The organism is Streptomyces sp. NPDC005423, from assembly GCF_040606415.1.
In the GTDB taxonomy this organism is placed as follows: Bacteria; Actinomycetota; Actinomycetes; order Streptomycetales; family Streptomycetaceae; genus Streptomyces.
Genome location: NZ_JBEXET010000042.1, coordinates 40654 through 58978, shown reverse-complemented (window position 1 = coordinate 58978; position 18325 = coordinate 40654). Strand labels below are relative to the sequence as shown.

The following is an 18325-nucleotide window of genomic DNA, read 5'->3' as shown; positions in this document are numbered from 1 at the left end:
TGCGGCCAGGGCGCGCCACGTCTTCTACTGAGGGAGAGTTCCTGTCATGCGTGTACTGCTCGTGGGGGCCGGCGGTGTGGGGACCGCGGTCACCCGGATCGCGGCCCGGCGTTCGTTCTTCGACGCGATGGTGGTCGCCGACCACGACCTCGGCCGGGCGGAGGCCGCCGTCGCGGCGCTGGGTGAGGAGGGCGCGCGGTTCCGCGCCGAGCGGCTGGACGCGAGCGACGAGGCCGCGGTCGCCGCCGCGCTCCGGCTGCACGAGTGCGATGTCCTGCTGAACGCGACCGACCCGCGCTTCGTCCTGCCGCTGTTCCGGGCCGCGCGGTCGGCCGGCGCGAACTATCTCGACATGGCGATGTCGCTGTCCCGCCCGCACCCCGAGCGGCCCTACGAGGAGTGCGGGGTCAAGCTCGGCGACGCGCAGTTCGCGGACGCGGCCGACTGGGAGAAGGCGGGGGTGCTCGCACTCGTCGGCATGGGCGTGGAGCCGGGGATGTCGGACGTGTTCGCGCGGTACGCGGCCGACGAACTCTTCGACGAGATCGAGGAGATCGGCATCCGCGACGGGGCGAACCTCACCGTCGACGGCTACGACTTCGCGCCGTCCTTCAGCATCTGGACCACCATCGAGGAGTGCCTGAACCCGCCGGTGGTCTACGAGGCCGACCGCGGCTGGTTCACCACGGCGCCCTTCAGCGAGCCCGAGGTGTTCGACTTCCCCGAGGGCATCGGCCACGTCGAGTGCGTCAACGTGGAGCACGAGGAGGTGCTGCTCGTCCCCCGCTGGGTGGACGCCCGCCGGGTGACCTTCAAGTACGGTCTCGGCGCCGAGTTCATCCAGACCCTGCGGACCCTGAGTCTGCTGGGCCTGGACCGCACCGAACCGGTCACCGTGCCGAGCGCCGCGGGACCGGTCGCCGTCTCGCCCCGGGACGTCGTGGCCGCCTGTCTGCCCGACCCCGCGACGCTGGGCGGGCTGATGCACGGCAAGACCTGCGCGGGCACCTGGGTGCGGGGAACCAAGGACGGGGCGCCGCGCGAGGTGTACCTGTACCACGTGGTCGACAACCAGTGGTCGATGGCCGAGTACGGCTCCCAGGCGGTGGTCTGGCAGACCGCGATCAATCCGGTGATCGCCCTCGAACTGCTCGCCACCGGCGTCTGGTCCGGATCGGGCGTGCTCGGTCCTGAGGCGTTCCCGGCCGGCCCGTTCCTGGACCTGCTGACCGCGTACGGCTCGCCCTGGGGTCTGCGCGAGCAGTGACCGCGCGCTCAATCCCCTTCCGGCGGCGGGGTGTTGGGCAATCGCAGGGTGAAGACGGTGCCGACGCCCGGCCGGCTCTCCACCTCCGCCGTACCGCTGTGGGCGGCGACCAGGTCCCGGACGATGGAGAGGCCCAGGCCGCTGCCGCCGGTGCGGCGGCTGCGGGACTGGTCGGCGCGCCAGAAGCGCTCGAAGACGTGCGGGAGTTCTTCGGGCGCGATGCCCGAGCCGGTGTCGGCGACGGTCAGGACGGCGTCGTCGCCGTCGCCCCGCGCGGTCAGGGTGACGCTGCCGTCGGCGGAGGTGTGCCGCAGCGCGTTGGACACCAGGTTGCCGAGCACCTGACGCATGCGCACCGGGTCCGCGTCCAGCCAGAGGGTGGAGTCGGACTCGGTGCGCAGGGTGACCCCGGCCGTGTCGGCGGCGACCCGGTAGGCGGCGACGACCTGGTCGAGCAGGTCGTCGACGCGCACGGGCTCGCGGTGCAGCCGCAGGGTGCCCGCGTCGGCCGCCGCCAGGTCCTGGAGGTCGTCGATGACCCGCTGGAGGACCATCGCCTCCTCGTGCAGCGAGCCGAGCAGGGCCGGATCGGGTTCCACGACGCCGTCCCGGGTGACCTCCAGCCAGCCGCGGATGTTGGTGAGCGGGCTGCGCAGTTCATGGGCGATGTCGCTGACCATGGCCTTGCGCTGGGCCTCCAGGCGTTCCCGGCGTTCGGTCAGGTCGTTGAAGGCCTCGGCCAGGATGCCGGTCTCGTCGCGGGTCGTCACGGGCACCCGGACATGCAGTTCGGGCGACTGCTGGGCCGCCTCGGTCAGTGCGCGCAGGGGCCGTACCAGGCGGGTGGCGACGACGGCCGTCACCAGCACGGTGAGGGCGAGGACCGCGGCGGCGGCGCCGACGACCTTCGCCTTGTTCGCCGGTGAGACCTCGAAGCGGGGCGCGGTACTGTCGCCGCCGCCCAGGAAGAGCTGTGCCACGGGGGCGACGTAGGGCTCCAGTTGGGCGCGGCGCGCGGAGTCGACGCACGCCTTCGTCTTGCGCGCGTCGGCGGAGCCGGCCCGTCTGTCGACCGTTCCCGTGAGGTAGCGGGAGTCGAGGCTGCGGTCCGCGATGTCGACCCCGAGGTAATAGGCCTTGACGTGCAGGCCCTGCCGGTCCAGGCACGACTGCGCCCGTGCCATCAGGTTCTTCAGGGCCTTGTCCTCGGTCGGGGTGGGGGTGTTGAGCCGTCCGTCGGCACACTTCTCGGGTACGTAGTCGCCGGCGGCGGTGCCGTCGGGGTCGACGAGGACGGGCCGGCCGCTCGGCGTCATCGACACGTTCCGGACGAGGCCGAAGACGGCGAAGCACTGCTGCCGCACGGTCGCCAGCTTCCGCAGCCGGGTGCGTTCGTCGGCGGGCAGCAGGTACGGCCCGACGACCCGGGGATCGATTCCGCTGAGCTGTGCGCCGGGTTCGGTGTACGTGTCGGACTGCAGGGGATCGACGGTGGCGGCGGCGCTCGGCGGCAGCGGGGCGCCGCGCGGGGCGGAGTCGGCGATGAGGGAGCGGTCGGAGGCGGTGAGGGCGATGCGCCGGCCCATCTTCTTCGACAGCGCCCGCACGGTGGGCCCCACGCCCTTCCAGTCGGGGTGCGTCGCGGCGTACCCGCTGAGGTGGGCGAGGATGCGCATGTCGTCCGCGAGGTCCTGGCCCTGTTCCTCCTGGATGGCCCGGGTGGTGGTCTCCACCGCCAGCCAGGCCGTCGCCCCCACCGAGCAGAGCGCGATCAGCACGGTGGCGACGAGCAGCCGGACCAGGAGCCTCTTGTGCAGGGGTATGCGGGGCCTCACGGGCGACCGCCGCTGAGCTTGTAGCCGACGCCGAACACGGTCAGCAGCCGGACCGGCCGGCGCGGATCGGTCTCCGTCTTCCTGCGCAGGTTCATGATGTGCACATCGATGGCCCGCTCCGTGGACGACCGGTCGAAGCCGCGGGTGGACTGGAGCAACTGCCGCCGGGAGAAGACCCGTTCGGGCTCCGAGACCATCGCGAGCAGGATCTCGAACTCGGCCGGTGTGCACTCCACCGGCGTCCCGTCGCAGCGCACCTCGTGCCGTACCGGGTCGACCGAGAGACCGGCCGCCCGTACGACGCTGTCCTCGCGCCGGTCCTCGCCGCCGCGACCGCTGCGCCGCAGGACCGTGCGGATACGGGCCATCAGTTCGCGCGGGCTGTACGGCTTGGTCATGTAGTCGTCGGCGCCGAGCTCCAGCCCGAGCAGGATGTCGTCCTCGGTGGAGCGGGCGGTCAGCATGAGGACCGGGATGTCGTCGTCACGCAGCGCCCGGCACACCCCGAAGCCGTCGATCAGTGGCAGCATCAGGTCGAGCACCACGAGGTCGGGCGCGAGCCGGCGGGCCGCCTCGACGGCGGCGGCCCCGTCGTGGACCACGGTCGCGGTGTGGCCTTCCAACAGCAGGGAACGGCGGATCAGTTCGGCCTGCATCTCGTCGTCCTCGGCGACCAGCACATGTGCGCACACTTGGCGGATCCTAAGCGGTCAGTGTCGGAGGGAGTCGGCGTCGCCCATGACGACGACGGGGTGCCGGGCGGGGTCGAGGGTCCGCAGCAGTTCCTTCATGTGGCTCTCGGCGATGCTGACACAGCCGTGGGTGGGGCCGCCGTGGTCGACGTGGAACCAGATGCCGCCGCCCCGCGCGGCGCCGAGGGGACGGGTCCAGTCGAGGGGCGAGGTGCCGGGCGCGCGGTTGTAGTCGATGGCGACCACGTAGTCGAAGGAGCCGGCCAGGGACTCGCCCTCGAAGCCGGTGCCCGGCGAGACGAAGCCCGACCCGTGGTCGTACGGCAGCTTGGTGCCCGGGTCGCTGAGCAGGCCGCCCGCGTCGCTGAGCGTGTAGACGCCGATCGGTGAGCGCAGATCGCCTCCCATGTGGTGGGCGGACCAGCCCCTGAGCGCGTTGTGCGCGGGCCAGTTCGCCTCCGCCCGCCATCCGGTGCCGGTGCGCGCGTACAGGCCGACGGTGGAGCGCGGGGAGTTCGCGCCACGGCCCGTCACCAGGACGACCTGACGGGTGCCGGGGGATATCCGGGCCAGCATGCGGGGCCCTACGCCCGGCAGTTGGGAGGGGGCGGCCTCGGCGGAGACCGGCGCCGCCGACGGCGACGGGGAGGGAGCGGCCTGGGCGGTCGTGTGACCCGTCGCCGCCACGGCACCGCCGCCGCATCCCGTGAGGAGGAAGGATGCGGCGAGCAGTGCGCCCCGGGAGATGCGAGTGATCATGAGTCGACGATGACCCACACATGTGAGGAACTCGTCAGCTCCTACGACGTGGCCGGCTTGCCGTCCGAGTAGAGCCAGGCGTGGAAGAGGGCGTCCAGGTTCTTGCCGGACTTCTCCTCCGCGAGGCGGACGAACTGGGAGGTGGTGCCATGGCCGTAGCGGTGGTCGGTCGCCCAGGCGCGCAGGATGCGCAGGAAGGTGGTGTCGCCCACGGCCTTGCGGAGTTCGTGCAGGGTCATGGCGCCGCGGGCGTAGACGGGGGTGCCGAAGATGTCGGCGCCGCTGCCCGGGTCGCCGGGCGGGAAGGCCCACAGGCCGTCGCTCGCCTTGCGGGCGTACAGCGCGTCGAACTTCTGCTGGGCGGTCTTCCCGCCGTGCTGCTCGGTGTAGAGCCACTCGGTGTAGGTCGCGAAGCCCTCGTTGAGCCAGATGTCCTGCCAACTGGTCAGCGAGACGGAGTCGCCGAACCACTGGTGGGCGTTCTCGTGCACGAGGGTGCTCAGGTCGGGCGCCGAGTCGTAGAGCGGCCGGCCCTGGGTCTCCAGCGCGTAGCCGACGTCCGGGGCGTGGTCGACGATCGAGCCGGCCGAGCGGAACGGGTACGGGCCGAAGAGCTTGCTCTCCCACTCCAGGACGGAGGGCAGCTTCTTGAGGACGGGCGCGGCGGCGGTGGCCTCGCGGGGGTCGACGGCGTCGTAGACCTGGATGCCGTCGGAGGTCCGGTACTGCTGGACCTGGAACGTGCCGACCGTCGCGGTGGCCAGGTAGGCGGCCATCGGCTCGGCCTGGTGCCAGCGGTAGGTGGTCTGCCCGTGGGCGGTGCGCTGCCCGAGGAGGACCCCGTTGGCCACCGCGCCGCTGCCCCGCGGAACGGTGATCGTGAAGTCGTAGGAGGCCTTGTCCTTGGGGTGGTTGTCGGCCGGGAACCAGGTCATGGCGCCCTGCGGTTCGCCGGCCACGAAGGCGCCGTCGTCGGTGGTGATCCAGCCGTCGGCGGAACCGTCCGGGTCGGTGACCTGCTGGGGCGTGCCCGCGTAGGTGACGGCGACGCGGAACTCCTCGCCCTTGCGCAGCGCCTTGCGCGGGGTGATGACGAGTTCCTGTCCGTCGCGCCGGAAGGCCGCCTTGACGTGGTCGACGGTGAGAGCGGTGACCTTGAGTCCCTTGAAGTCGAGGTCGAACCGGGTCAGCTTCCGGGTGGCGCGGGCGGTGAGGACCGCGCTGCCGTCGAGGTGCCGGCTCGCCGGGTCGTAACGGAGCGTCAGGCCGTAGTGGGCGACGTGGTAGCCGCCGTTGCCGGCGAGCGGGAAGTAGGGGTCTCCCACGCCGGACGGGCCGGTCGTCGTGGCCGACGCGGGCGCGGCGGCGCCGAGCAGGGCCGCGAGGGCGAACGGGACGGTGGCGACGACGGTGCGCCGGGCCAGGACACCGCTGCGTCCGGGGACCGGCCGTCTGGGGTGCGTCACTTGCGCTCCTACGGGATGAGGGGGGTGAGGGGCTGAGGGGTGATCAACCGCTCCTGAGACTAGGGTCCGGGCCGCCCCCGAATCCCTCTTGTAGAGGTCAAGTTACGCCGCGTCGCCTCCGCCGCCCGGCGCGCTCCCGGTCGTAGGCTCACGGCACCATCGCCCTGCCAGGAAGGCCCGCCCGTGACCGTCCGCGTGCGCCGCGTCTATGAACCGCCCGAACCCGAGGACGGTGTGCGCGTCCTGGTCGACCGGCTGTGGCCGCGCGGCCTGTCCAAGGAGGCGGCCCACGTCGACGAGTGGCCGAAGGGCCTGACCCCGTCGGCCGGACTGCGCCGCTGGTACCACGCGGACGGGGGCTCCTACGACGAGTTCCGCGACCGTTACGAGGCGGAACTCGCCGCCCCCGAGGCGGCCCGACTGCTGGACTCCTTGCGGGAGTCGGTCCGTGCGGGGCCGGTGACCCTGCTGACGGCCGTCACGTCGCCGGAGGAGAGTCACGCCGCGGTGCTGGCCCGTCTCCTGCGCGAGTGAGGAGACGGGCGCCGGTGCCGGTCAGGCCGTCTGGGCGGCCGCGGCGCGGCCCGCCGCGCGCCCGGAGAAGAGGCAGCCGCCGAGGAAGGTGCCTTCGAGGGCGTTGTAGCCGTGGACGCCGCCGCCGCCGAACCCCGCGACCTCGCCCGCCGCGTACAGTCCGCCGACCGGGTTCCCGTCGGGGGCCAGCGCGCGTGAGTCGAGGTCGGTCTGGATGCCGCCGAGCGTCTTGCGGGTCAGGACGTGCAGTTTGACGCCGATCAGCGGGCCGGCCGCCGGGTCGAGGAGGCGGTGCGGGGTGGCGACGCGGCCGAGCCGGTCGCCGATGTAGCGGCGGGCGTTGCGGATGCCCTGGATCTGGGAGTCCTTGCTGTAGGGGTTGGCCAGCTGGAGGTCCCGGGCCTCGATCTGGCGCCGCACCTCGGCCGCGTCCAGGAGCGGCTTGTCGGTCAACTGGTTCATTTTCGCGACCAGTTGCTCCAGGTTACCGGCGGTCACGAAGTCCGCGCCCTTGCGCAGGAAGGCGTCCACCGGGCCGGGGGCGCCCTTGCCGAGCAGCCGGTCGCGCAGGACCGCCTTCTTGTCCTTGGCGGTGATGTCGGGGTTCTGCTCGGAGCCCGACAGCGCGAACTCCTTCTCGATGATCTTCTGGGTGAGGATGAACCAGGAGTGGTCGTACGCGGCTATGTCCTCGGTGGTGCGCAGGTACTTGAGGGTGCTGAGGGTGTCGTAGCCCGGCAGGCACGGGTCGGGCAGGCGGCGGCCGAGGGCGTCGAACCAGAGGGAGGACGGGCCGGGCAGGATGCGGATGCCGTGGCCGGGCCAGACCGGGTCCCAGTTCTGCAGGCCCTCCGTGTAGTGCCACATGCGGTCGCGGTTGACGAGCCGTACGCCCGCCTCGGTCGCGATGTCGAGCATCCGCCCGTCCACGTACGCCGGTACGCCGGTGACCATCTCGGCGGGCGGGGTGCCGAGCCGCTCGGGCCAGTAGCGGCGGACGATGTCGTGGTTGGCGCCGATGCCGCCGGTGGTGACGATGACGGCCTGGGCGGTGAGTTCGAAGGCGCCGATCGCCTCGCGGCTGGAGGAGATGCCGCGGGCCGCGTTGTCCTCGGCGAGCACCGTGCCCCGCACACCGCGCGCGGCGCCCTCCTCCATCACCAACTCGTCGACCTGGTGGCGGTGGTGGAAGGTGAGCAGTCCGTCCCGGCGGGCCTGCCGGGCGTGGTCGACGAAGGGGGCGACGACTCCGGTGCCGGTGCCCCAGCTGACGTGGAAGCGCGGCACGGAGTTGCCGTGGCCGTGGGCGCGCAGGTCACCGCGTTCCGCCCAGCCGACCGTGGGCAGCAGCTTGATGCCGTGCCCGTCGAGCCAGGACCGCTTCTCGCCGGCCGCGAACTCGACGTAGGCGCGCGCCCAGCGCACCGCCCAGCTGTCCTCGTCGTCGACGCGGTCGAAGCCGGCGCTGCCCTGCCAGTCGCTCCAGGCCAGGTCGAAGGAGTCCTTGATGCCGAGGCGGCGCTGTTCCGGCGAGTCGACGAGGAACAGGCCGCCGAACGACCAGAACGCCTGGCCGCCGAGGTTGGCGGCGTTCTCCTGGTCGACGAGCGCGACCCGGCGGCCCCGGCTGGTCAGTTCGTGGGCCGCGACCAGGCCCGCCAGTCCGGCTCCGACGACGATGACGTCCGCATCCATGGCGACCGTTGCCCTTCTTGTTGGGGGTGCTTCATCCGGGGGTGCCGCTGCCGTCGGTCAGCAGGGCGGTGAGCAGTCGCCCGAGCCAGGCGCGCGCCCGCTCGACGTCCTTGTCCAGCAGCAGTTGGGTGGTGACTCCGTCGTAGGCGGCGATCACCGCGTGCGCGGCGCCGTCGATGTCGCCCAGTACGCCGGGCAGTCGGGCCCGCCCTCGGGCGCGGCCGAGCCGGTCGGCGACGGCCGCGCGCAGTCGTGCCCGGTGGTCCAGCAGGCTCTGGGCGACGGCCGGGTCCCGGGCCGCGTGCACCAGGAAGTCGGTCTTGACCAGCAGCCAGTCCAGGTCGAGGAGGAGCACGTCGGTGACGCGGTCCACGGCGGCCGGTACGTCGAGGTCGGGGCCGTCGAGGGCGAGCGCGCCGGCGACCTGGTCGGCGATGAGCTCGGCCCGCTCGCGGTAGAGGGCGAAGAACAGCTCGTCGAGGCTGGCGAAGTTGGAGTAGAAGGCGCCCCGGCTGTAGCCGGCGGCCTCGCAGACCTCCTCGATGGAGACCCGGCCGAACCCCTTGGCCGCGAAGACCGTGAAGGCGGCGTCCAGGAGATTGGCCCGGGTGCGGACCCGGCGCCGGGTCACCCGCTTGACCGTGGTCTCGGCCGCCATGTCCCGCCCCCTCGCTGTTCGATACGCGAATGTATCCGATACACCGATGTATCGAAAGGGGTAGGACCGTCCGGGCCGGGATCTGGAGCACAATGGAACACATTTTCGAATCGGGAGTACGCTGGACCCATGACCACGCACCACCTCCAGGGCTCCCTCTTCGACCAGGCCGACCAGCTCCGCCTCGGCCCGCTCGACGGGATCCGCCGCACCGCACTCGGCCTCGGCGCCTGGATCGACGTACTGCCCGGCTGGCTGGCCGGCGCGGACACCCTCTTCGAAGAGCTGGTCTCCGAGGTGCCCTGGCGCGCGGAGCGCCGGCAGATGTACGACCAGGTCGTGGACGTACCGCGACTGCTCGCCTTCTACCGCGCGGAGGACGGACTCCCGCACCCCGTGCTGTCCGAGGCCCGGCAGGCGCTGTCCGCGCACTACGCGGACGAGCTGCGCGAGCCCTTCACCACCGCCGGCCTCTGCTACTACCGGGACGGCCGGGACAGCGTCGCCTGGCACGGCGACCGCGTCGGACGGGGCGCCCGCGAGGACACGATGGTGGCGATCCTGTCCGTGGGGGCGCCCCGGGACCTGCTGCTGCGCCCGGTGCGCGGCGGTGACTCGGTACGGCGGCCGCTCGGGCACGGCGACCTGATCGTGATGGGCGGCTCCTGCCAGCGGACCTGGGAGCACTGCGTGCCCAAGACCGCCCGTGCCGCGGGACCGCGGATCAGCGTGCAGTTCCGCCCGCACAACGTGCGCTGAGACGGGGCGGCGGGGAGGCGGGGCGCTCCGGTCGCGCGCCGGAGCCGTGTCCGGCGGACGGCGGCAGGCGCGGTCTCCCCCCACCTGCCCCGCGGTTCACCGGATCTGGTTGGCTGTCCCCCGTCGAGCCGCCACCTCACGAGGGACGAACATGCGGGCAGATGTACGCCAAGTCGCCGACGGCGCCTACCTGGTGCACGGGTCCAACACCAACTGGGTGATCCTCACGGAGGGCGACGCGGTGACCCTGGTGGACACCGGCTACCCCGGTGACCGTCAGCTGGTGCTCGACTCCCTCGCACAGGTGGGCAGTTCACCCGAGGCGGTGACCGCCGTACTGATCACCCACGCCCACAACGACCACCTCGGATCGGCCGAACACCTGCGCGCGGCCCATGGCATCCCGGTCTACCTCCACGAGGCCGAAGTGCCGCACGCCAGGCGGGAGTTCCTCCAGCAGGTGAGTGTCGGGGCCGTCCTGAAGAACGCCTGGCGGCCCGGTGTCCTGCCGTGGATGGTGCACGCGCTGCGCTCCGGCGGCACCGAGCAGCACCCCGTCACCGCCCCCGAACCCTTCCCGGGCACGGGCCGGCTCGACCTGCCCGGCGGACCCATACCGGTGCACACCCCGGGCCACACGGACGGGCACTGTGTGTTCCACCTGCCGGAGGCCGGCCTGGTCATCTCGGGCGACACCCTGGTCACCGGCCACCCCACTTCCCGGATCAGGGGACCGCAGCTGCTGCCCGACATGTTCCACCACGAGCGCGACCGCACCGTCGCCTCGCTCGCCGTTCTCGAAACGCTCGACGCCGACGTTCTGCTGCCCGGCCACGGCCCGGCCCACGACGGTCCGGTCCGTGACGCCGCACGACGCGCGCGGGAACAGGCCGTTTAGGGTCACCCCATGGCACTCCAGATCAACGCGACCAACCCGGAGCATCCCGCCCTGCTGCTCGAGCTGCCGTGGGACGTCCCCCTGGAGGAGTGGCCGGAGGAGTACCTGGTGCCGCTGCCGCGCGGCATCTCCCGGCACGTGGTGCGCTACGCCCGGGCCGGCGCCGAGGTGATCGCCGTCAAGGAGCTGGCCGAGCGGCCCGCCCTGCGCGAGTACGAGCTGCTGCGCGACCTGGACCGGCTCGGCATCCCCGCCGTGGACCCCCTCGCCGTGGTCACCGGGCGCGTGGACGAGACGGGCGGCCCGCTGGAGCCGGTGCTGATCACCCGGCACCTCGGCGGCTCGATGCCGTACCGCTCGATGTTCGAGACGACGATGCGCCCCGCGACCATGCACCGGCTGATGGACGCCCTCGCCGTACTCCTGGTGCGGCTGCACCTGGCGGGGTTCGCCTGGGGCGACTGCTCGCTCTCCAACACCCTGTTCCGGCGGGACGCGGGCGCCTACGCCGCCTACCTGGTGGACGCGGAGACCGGCGATCTGCACCCCCGGCTGAGCAACGGGCAGCGCGACTACGACCTCGACCTCGCCCGGGTCAACATCAGCGGCGAACTGCTCGACCTGGAGGCGGCCGGTGCGCTGCATCCGTCCGTGGACCCGATCGAGTTCGGCACCGAGATCTGCGGCCGCTACCAGGAGCTGTGGGAGGAGCTGACCCGCACCTCCGTGTACCCGGCGGGCAAGTACCGGCACATAGAGCGCCGGATCCGCCGGCTCAACGAACTCGGCTTCGACGTCGCCGAGATGCAGATCGAGCACTCGACGCACGGCGACACGGTCACCTTCGTGCCCAAGGTCGTCGACGCCGGGCACCACCAGCGCCAACTGCTGCGCCTGACCGGTCTCGACGCCGAGGAGAACCAGGCCCGGCGGCTGCTCACGGACCTGGAGAGCTGGATGGCCACCCAGGAGGACCACGCCCCGGGCGACCCGCTCGCGGCCCGCCCGGAGGTGCTCGCGCACCGGTGGGTGCGGGACGTGTTCCGGCCCACCGTGCGGGCCGTACCGCCGGAGCTGCGCGGTGCCATGGACCCGGCCGAGATCTACCACGAGCTGCTGGAACACCGCTGGTACCTGTCCGAGCGGGCCCAGCACGACATCGGCCTGGACACGGTGGTCACCGACTACATCAGCAACATCCTGCCCAAGGCGCGCGCCACCCTGGAGCCGACCGCCCCGGAGTGACTCACGGGTGCGGCACCACGGCGACCGGGCACTCCGCGTGGTGCAGCACCCCGTGTGCCACCGAGCCGACCCGCGCGCCCACCGCCGTACGGTGCGCGCGCCGCCCGACCACCAGCAGCTGCGCCCGCCCGGCCAGCGACAGCAGCACCTCCCCCGCGCTGCCCATCTCCACCTGCTCCACCACCGGCACCCCGGGGAAGCGCTCCCGCCACGGCGCCACCGCCTCGGCCAGCGCCTTCCTCTCGTACGGCGCCAGGCCGCCGGCCTCGTCGAGGAGCCGCAGGGAGCCGGGGCTGTAGGCGAAGACCGGCGGCAGCGTCCACGCCCGCACGGCCCGCACCCCGGCACCCCGGGCGGCGGCCGTCTCGAAGGCGAAGCCCAGGGCGGCGGCGCTGTCCTCCGCGTCGCCCTGCTGGCCGACGACGATCTCGCGCCCGGCGGCCTCCGCGGCGGGCCGGTCGCCGGCCCGCACGAGCACCACGGGCCGCGCGGCCTCGGCGATCACCTGCCGGCCGACGGAGCCGACCAGGAAGCCGACGACCGTTCCGTGACCGCGCGAGCCGAGGACGAGCAGTCCGGCGTCGGCCGCGGCCTCGGCGAGGAGGTCGGCCGGGTCACCCTCGCGGATGTCGGCGGACACGTCGAGGCCCGGGTGCCGCTCGGCGACCGTGCGCACGGCGTCGTCGGCCGCGTCCCGCACCCAGCGCTCCTGGGTCCCCCGCTCACCGGCGTCACCGGCGCCTCCGGCGTTCTCGGCGCCGAGGGCGAGGCGCGGCGCGTGCCGCCACACGTGCAGCACGCGCAGCGCGAGATCCCGCCGTACGGCTTCGCGGGCCGCCCACGCCAGTGCGGCGAGGCTCTCCGCCGTTCCGTCGACGCCTGCCGTGATCGGGCCTGTCATCCGCTGCTCTCCCTGTGTCGTGCCGTGTCGTGTCGCGCTGTGGTCCCATGTGCCCGGCCCAGTCTTCACTACCCTGCCCGCATGACCTTGACGTGGGAGCAGGTGGTCGTGGACGCGGCCGACAGCGGGGCGCTCGGCAGCTGGTGGGCCGAGGCGCTCGGCTGGGTGGTGGTGGGCGAGGCCCCCGGCGAGGTCGAGATCAGGCCGGCGCCGGATCGCCTCCCGGGGCTGGTCTTCGTGACGGTCCCCGAGCGCGAGGCGGGCAAGAACCGGCTGCATCTCGACTTCCGTCCCGACGACCAGGCGGCCGAGGTGGCCCGGCTGCTGTCGCTGGGGGCGCGGACCGCCGACGTCGGACAGGGCGAACAGCCGTGGGTGGTACTCACCGACCCGGAGCACAACGTGTTCTGCGTGCTCGGCTCCCGGCACCGCTGAGCCGCCTCCTCCCCAGCCCCCTGGGTGGCCGGAGCACGGGCGCGCGATCGAACATACGATGGGCGGGAGCCGGTGCGACGGCCGGTGCCCACCGGACCGCCGTGCCGCAACCGACCACTCGGGGTGGGAGACGTATGGCACAGGCCGCCGAACAGGCGCGGACCGTCATCATGACCGTGGACGACGATCCGGGGGTCTCCCGTGCCGTCGCCCGCGATCTGCGGCGGCGCTACGGCGAGTCGTACCGGATCGTGCGCGCGGAGTCGGGCGAGTCCGCGCTGGAGGCGCTGCGCGAGCTGAAGCTGCGCGGCGATCTCGTGGCGGTGATCCTGGCCGACTACCGCATGCCGCGGATGAACGGCATCGAGTTCCTCGAACAGGCCCTGGACGTGTATCCGGGCGCCCGGCGGGTGCTGCTGACCGCGTACGCGGACACGGACGCGGCGATCGACGCCATCAACGTCGTCGACCTCGACCACTACCTCCTCAAGCCGTGGGACCCGCCCGAGGAGAAGCTCTACCCGGTCCTCGACGACCTGCTGGAGGCGTGGCGCTCCAGCGACTACCGGCCCGTGCCCAGCATCAAGGTGGTCGGGCACCGCTGGTCGGCGCGCTCCTCCGAGGTGCGGGAGTTCCTGGCCCGCAACCAGGTGCCCTACCGCTGGTACTCGGCCGACACACCCGAGGGACGCCGGCTGCTCGGCGCGGCCGGGCAGGACGGACAGCGGCTGCCGCTCGTCGTCACCGCCGAGGGGAACGTGCTGGTCGAGCCGGACGCACCCGAACTCGCCGCCCAGGTCGGCCTCGCCACCACCCCGACGGCCGACTTCTACGACCTGGTCGTCATCGGCGGCGGGCCGGCCGGGCTCGGCGCCGCCGTGTACGGGGCCTCCGAGGGGCTGCGCACGGTGCTCGTCGAACGGTCGGCGACCGGCGGACAGGCGGGCCAGAGTTCGCGCATCGAGAACTACCTCGGCTTCCCCGACGGTGTCTCCGGCGGCCAGCTCACCGAGCGGGCCCGGCGGCAGGCCGCCAAGTTCGGGGCCGAGATCCTCACCGCCCGCGAGGTCACCGGGCTGGAGATCAACGGCGCCGCACGCGTCGTACGGTTCGCGGACGGCTCGGCGGTCGCCGCGCACAGCGTGATCCTGGCGACCGGTGTCTCCTACCGGCAGTTGCGCGCGCCGGGCAGCACCGACCTGACGGGCTGCGGGGTCTACTACGGTTCGGCGCTGACCGAGGCGGCCTCCTGCCAGGGCCACGACGTGTACATCGTCGGCGGCGCCAACTCGGCGGGACAGGCGGCGATGTACCTGGCCCGGGGCGCCAAGTCGGTGACGCTGCTGGTGCGCGGACCGTCACTGGCCGCGTCGATGTCGTACTACCTGATCCAGCAGATCAACGAGGCCGCCAACATCACGGTGCGCTGCTCCACGGTCGTCGAGGCCGCGCACGGCTCCGACCACCTGGAGCAGCTGACGCTGCGCGACACCGAGAGCGGGCGGACCGAACTGGTCGACGCGCAGTGGATGTTCGTGTTCATCGGCGCGGCCCCGCTGACCGACTGGCTGGACGGCACGGTGCTCCGCGACGAGCACGGGTTCATCCTCTCCGGGCCGGACCTCACCGACGACGGACGGCCGCCGGCCGGCTGGGAGCTGGAACGGCCGCCGTACCACCTGGAGACCAACATCCCCGGCGTGTTCGTGGCGGGCGACGCGCGCGCGGAGTCCGCCAAGCGTGTGGCGTCCGCCGTAGGAGAGGGAGCCATGGCCGTGATGCTCGTCCACCGGTACCTGGAGCAGTCATGAGCGGGAAGCGACTGCCGTGCAGCCCGCAGGAGATCTGCTCGCTGTTCCTCTTCGAGAAGCTGTCGTCGGAGCAGCTCGGACGGCTCTGCGGCGAGGGCCGGGTGGAGCTGTTCGAGCCGGGCCCCGTCTACACCGAGGGCACTCCGGCGACCTGCTTCTACGTGATGATCGAGGGCACCGTGGTGCTCTCCCGCCGGGTCGGCGGGGACGACGTGGAGGTCAGCCGGTCCTCGCAGCGCGGGGTGTACGCGGGCGCGATGCAGGCGTACATCGGGGAGCGGGTGCAGCAGGTGTACCTCAACTCGATGCGGGTGACGGAGCCGACGCGGTTCTTCGTGCTGCCCGCAGAGACGTTCGCGGACATCATGCGCGAGTGGTTCCCGATGGCGGTGCATCTGCTGGAGGGGCTCTTCTTCGGCCAGAAGAGCAGCCAGTTGGCGATCAGCCAGCGTGAACGGCTGCTGGCGCTGGGCTCGTTGTCCGCCGGGCTCACCCACGAACTCAACAACCCGGCCGCCGCCGCGGTGCGGGCCACCTCCACGCTGCGGGAGCGGGTGGCGAAGATGCGGCACAAGTTGCGCGTCATCGCCGCCGGCCCGTACTCGCGGGAGGCCCTCGCCAATCTCATCGACATCCAGGAGCGCACCGCCGAACGGGTCGCCAAGGCACCGACGTTGAGCCCGTTGGAGGCCTCCGACCGCGAGGACGCCCTCACCGACTGGCTCGACGACCACGGGGTCATGGAGGCCTGGCAGATCGCGCCGACGTTCGTGCAGGCCGGTCTCGACATCGACTGGCTGGAGCAGATCGCGGCGGCGGTGGACGAGGAGATCCTGCCGGGGGCGATCGGCTGGCTCAACTACACCGTCGAGACCGAGCTGTTGATGTCCGAGATCGAGGACTCCACGACCCGGGTCTCCCGCCTGGTCGGCGCCGCCAAGCAGTACTCGCAGCTGGACCGCGCGCCCTTCCAGGTCGCCGACGTGCACGAACTCCTCGACAGCACCCTGCTGATGCTCTCGGGGAAGATCGGCGACCGGATCAAGGTCGTCAAGGAGTACGACCGCACGCTGCCCAGGATCCCGGCCTACCCGGCCGAGCTGAACCAGGTGTGGACCAACCTGATCGACAACGCGGTCTCCGCCGTCAACACCGCGGGCGGGGACGGCACGTTGACCGTGCGGACGGCGCTGGAGCGCGATCAGCTGCTGGTCGAGTTCCGGGACTCGGGGCCGGGTGTGGCGCCGGAGATCCGAAGCCGTATCTTCGACCCGTTCTTCACCACCAAGCCGGTCGGCGAGGGCACGGGCCTCGGCCTGGACATCTCCTGGCGGATCGTCGTCAACAAGCACCACGGCTCCCTCCAGGTGGAGTCGGTGCCGGGCGACACCCGCTTCCAGGTCCTGCTTCCCCTCACCGCCACCCACGACGAGACTCCCGAGGAGCCGGCATGAACGACGTCACCGGAATCGACCCCGGCGCCGCACCGAGCGGCGCGGGATGCGTGGAGTGCGACGCCTCCGACGGCTGGTGGTTCCACCTCCGGCGCTGCGCGCAGTGCGGTCACGTCGGCTGTTGCGACGACTCCCCCTCCAAGCACGCCACCGCCCACTTCCACGCCACGGGGCATCCGTTCATCCAGAGCTACGAGCCGGGCGAGACCTGGTTCTGGAACTTCACCACCTCCGAGCTCTACGACGCCGGGCCGGACCTCGCTCCCCCGCTGAGCCACCCCGCCGACCAGCCGACACCCGGCCCGGCCGGCCGGGTGCCCGCGAACTGGGCGGACACCCTCCGCTGAGACGGCGCCGCCGTGGGCGGGGGCGCACTCACTCGTCGGCGGTCGTCGTCACGGCGACGCCGCGCGGGGTGACGGTGAACAGGCGGGAGCCGTGCGCGGGCAGCGCCTCGGTCACCTCGTTCCGGTACGTGCCGAGGTCCTGGTGCTTCCAGAGGTCCCGGACGGCCGCCTCGCCGGTGAAGCCGAGGGCCGTCCAGTCGGCGGTGACGGCGGCGGGGGCGTCGGCGAGGTTGAACAGGGCCACGGTGTGGGTGCCGTCGGGGTTCTCGGCGGCCCACACCTGCTGGTGGCCGGCGCGGGTGACCGGGCGCGCGGGCGGCGCGTCGCTCTGGTCGACGGCGATGACCTCACGGTTGGTCAGGAGGGAGAGGCCGTAGTCGTCGAGCCGGGTGAGGTCGTCACCGGTGTAGAGCGGCGACTTGGCGACGGCCCACAGGGTGGCGTAGCTCTGCCGCTCGGCCCGGGTCAGACCGTCCATCGCGCCGTTGCCGACGTCGAGGGCGTCGAGGTCGTTCCACCCGCCGGGGCCCGCGTGCCGGGTCCAGCGGGGGGTGTCGTCCCAGCGGTCGTCGACCGAGTTCTCCCAGCTGACCAGGGTGTCGCAGTAGCACTCGACGTCGGCGTCGATGCGCCAGCCGTCGGAGTACTTCTTCCAGTCGGCGGCGTGTCCGATGTCCAGGGACCAGGACACCTCCAGGTGGACCGGGCGTCCGGTGGCGGCGATGGCCCGGTGCCACGCGGCCACGTCGGCAACGTTGTCGTACTGCTCGCCGCTCTTGCCCGAGCCGGGTCCGACACCGTCGAGCTTGAGGAAGTCGTAGCCCCAGCCGGCGATCAACCGGGCTTGCGAATCCACGTACTTCTGGGTGCAGGGCCGGGAGAAGTCGAGTTTGTAGGCGTTGTCCCAGCCGTTGGTGGTGCGCAGGTCGCGGTAGACGATGTCGGCGGTGGTGCAGCCGTCGGCGTTCCACACGGGTGTCCTGCCCTCGCCGTAGGCCCCCTTCTCCAGGCCGGCCGGGAGGTAGATGCCGGCCTTCAGCCCCTTGGCGTGGAGGTGGTCGGCGACGGCCTTCATGCCGCTGGGGAAGCGCTGGGGGTCGGCCTGTTGGCGGCCGTACCGGTCGTAGCCGGGCTGCCAGTCGCTGTCCCGCCACCAGCCGGCGTCGATGTTGACGTTCTCGTAGCCGAACCTCTTCAGCTTGGCGGCGAGGGCGTCGGCCTGCTTGAGGACGTTGGCCTGGGTGAGGTAGCTGTAGTCGCCGTCCGGGTTGAGGCCCGGGTAACTGGACGTCTCCATGCTCCAGCTCGACCAGCCCATGTACGGTCTGGCCGCGAGGCTCGGGGGTGTGCGTCCCCGCGCCGCGGGGACGGTCGTCGCGAAGCCCACGGTGAGGGCCAGCACGACCACGGCTCTCCGGGCACGGGCGGACGTGCGGAGGAACATCATCGGCTCCTTGCTGGGGATGCGGAGGCGCCGGTCGGACTGGTCTCTGCTGGTCGGCGGTGGTGCAGCCGTCGGCGAACAGATCGTACGCGGTCGGCCCCCCGCGCCGGCCGGTGAGCACGCGT

At 72.3% G+C, this 18325-nt stretch carries 16 protein-coding genes and 1 pseudogene; 9 read left to right on the top strand and 8 right to left on the bottom strand.

What is annotated here, in order from left to right; genetic code table 11:
- Positions 1-46 precede the first annotated feature (46 nt).
- Positions 47-1267 carry a saccharopine dehydrogenase C-terminal domain-containing protein gene (locus ABZT12_RS31775; protein WP_356390954.1) on the top strand — a complete coding sequence of 407 codons (1221 nt, stop codon included), beginning with the start codon at positions 47-49 and terminating at the stop codon, positions 1265-1267.
- A gap of 8 nt (positions 1268-1275) precedes the next feature.
- Here the strand turns inward: ABZT12_RS31775 and ABZT12_RS31770 are convergent, their stop codons facing one another.
- The 4 genes from ABZT12_RS31770 to ABZT12_RS31755 are packed head-to-tail and all read right to left on the bottom strand — an operon-like array spanning position 1276 to position 6019.
- Positions 1276-3102, bottom strand: a complete 1827-nt coding sequence (locus ABZT12_RS31770; protein WP_356390952.1) for a HAMP domain-containing sensor histidine kinase — start codon at positions 3100-3102, stop codon at positions 1276-1278.
- Positions 3099-3794: a response regulator transcription factor gene (locus ABZT12_RS31765; RefSeq protein ID WP_356390950.1), complete on the bottom strand. Its 696-nt coding sequence runs from the start codon at positions 3792-3794 to the stop codon at positions 3099-3101. Before ABZT12_RS31765 ends, ABZT12_RS31770 begins: the two co-directional genes overlap by 4 nt.
- 18 nt (positions 3795-3812) lie before the next feature.
- Positions 3813-4553 carry a L,D-transpeptidase family protein gene (locus tag ABZT12_RS31760; protein ID WP_356390948.1) on the bottom strand — a complete coding sequence of 247 codons (741 nt, stop codon included), beginning with the start codon at positions 4551-4553 and terminating at the stop codon, positions 3813-3815.
- A 41-nt stretch (positions 4554-4594) separates the two neighbouring features.
- Positions 4595-6019: a M1 family metallopeptidase gene (locus ABZT12_RS31755; protein WP_356390946.1), complete on the bottom strand. Its 1425-nt coding sequence runs from the start codon at positions 6017-6019 to the stop codon at positions 4595-4597.
- 183 nt (positions 6020-6202) lie between these two features.
- Between ABZT12_RS31755 and ABZT12_RS31750 the strand changes: the two genes are divergently transcribed.
- Positions 6203-6553, top strand: a complete 351-nt coding sequence (locus tag ABZT12_RS31750) for a DUF488 family protein (protein WP_356390944.1) — start codon at positions 6203-6205, stop codon at positions 6551-6553.
- 21 nt (positions 6554-6574) lie between these two features.
- Here ABZT12_RS31750 and ABZT12_RS31745 read toward each other — a convergent pair whose 3' ends face one another.
- Together ABZT12_RS31745 and ABZT12_RS31740 are read right to left on the bottom strand one after the other, a co-directional pair.
- Entirely contained in the window at positions 6575-8248 is a 1674-nt protein-coding gene (locus ABZT12_RS31745) for an FAD-binding dehydrogenase (protein ID WP_356390942.1), read from the bottom strand.
- Positions 8249-8279: 31 nt separating this feature from the next.
- A complete protein-coding gene (locus tag ABZT12_RS31740; protein WP_356390940.1) occupies positions 8280-8906 on the bottom strand; it encodes a TetR/AcrR family transcriptional regulator in 627 nt (208 codons plus the stop codon).
- Between the two features lie 129 nt (positions 8907-9035).
- Between ABZT12_RS31740 and ABZT12_RS31735 the strand changes: the two genes are divergently transcribed.
- The 3 genes from ABZT12_RS31735 to ABZT12_RS31725 all read left to right on the top strand — a co-directional run bounded on the left by ABZT12_RS31735 (position 9036) and on the right by ABZT12_RS31725 (position 11808).
- Positions 9036-9665, top strand: coding sequence for an alpha-ketoglutarate-dependent dioxygenase AlkB (locus ABZT12_RS31735; RefSeq protein ID WP_356390938.1), 630 nt, complete (start codon positions 9036-9038; stop codon positions 9663-9665).
- Between the two features lie 151 nt (positions 9666-9816).
- A complete protein-coding gene (locus ABZT12_RS31730; protein ID WP_356390936.1) occupies positions 9817-10563 on the top strand; it encodes an MBL fold metallo-hydrolase in 747 nt (248 codons plus the stop codon).
- A 9-nt stretch (positions 10564-10572) separates the two neighbouring features.
- A complete protein-coding gene (locus ABZT12_RS31725) occupies positions 10573-11808 on the top strand; it encodes a DUF4032 domain-containing protein (protein WP_356390934.1) in 1236 nt (411 codons plus the stop codon).
- A 1-nt stretch (position 11809) separates the two neighbouring features.
- On the opposite strand, the gene ABZT12_RS31720 is transcribed toward ABZT12_RS31725, so the two are convergent.
- Positions 11810-12709, bottom strand: a complete 900-nt coding sequence (locus ABZT12_RS31720; protein WP_356390932.1) for a universal stress protein — start codon at positions 12707-12709, stop codon at positions 11810-11812.
- A gap of 81 nt (positions 12710-12790) precedes the next feature.
- Between ABZT12_RS31720 and ABZT12_RS31715 the strand changes: the two genes are divergently transcribed.
- The 4 genes from ABZT12_RS31715 to ABZT12_RS31700 all read left to right on the top strand — a co-directional run bounded on the left by ABZT12_RS31715 (position 12791) and on the right by ABZT12_RS31700 (position 16756).
- Positions 12791-13144 (top strand): VOC family protein, encoded by a 354-nt coding sequence (locus tag ABZT12_RS31715; RefSeq protein ID WP_356390930.1) that lies wholly within the window; start codon positions 12791-12793, stop codon positions 13142-13144.
- A 134-nt stretch (positions 13145-13278) separates the two neighbouring features.
- Positions 13279-14955: an FAD-dependent oxidoreductase gene (locus ABZT12_RS31710; protein ID WP_356390928.1), complete on the top strand. Its 1677-nt coding sequence runs from the start codon at positions 13279-13281 to the stop codon at positions 14953-14955.
- Positions 14952-16409: an ATP-binding protein gene (locus tag ABZT12_RS31705; RefSeq protein ID WP_356390926.1), complete on the top strand. Its 1458-nt coding sequence runs from the start codon at positions 14952-14954 to the stop codon at positions 16407-16409. The genes ABZT12_RS31710 and ABZT12_RS31705 overlap by 4 nt, the downstream gene beginning before the upstream one ends.
- Positions 16406-16756, top strand: coding sequence for a UBP-type zinc finger domain-containing protein (locus tag ABZT12_RS31700; RefSeq protein ID WP_356390925.1), 351 nt, complete (start codon positions 16406-16408; stop codon positions 16754-16756). Before ABZT12_RS31705 ends, ABZT12_RS31700 begins: the two co-directional genes overlap by 4 nt.
- Positions 16757-16802: 46 nt before the next feature.
- Here the strand turns inward: ABZT12_RS31700 and ABZT12_RS31695 are convergent.
- Positions 16803-18200, bottom strand: a pseudogene (locus ABZT12_RS31695) (glycoside hydrolase family 27 protein); the annotation flags it as partial.
- Positions 18201-18325: the final 125 nt, after the last annotated feature.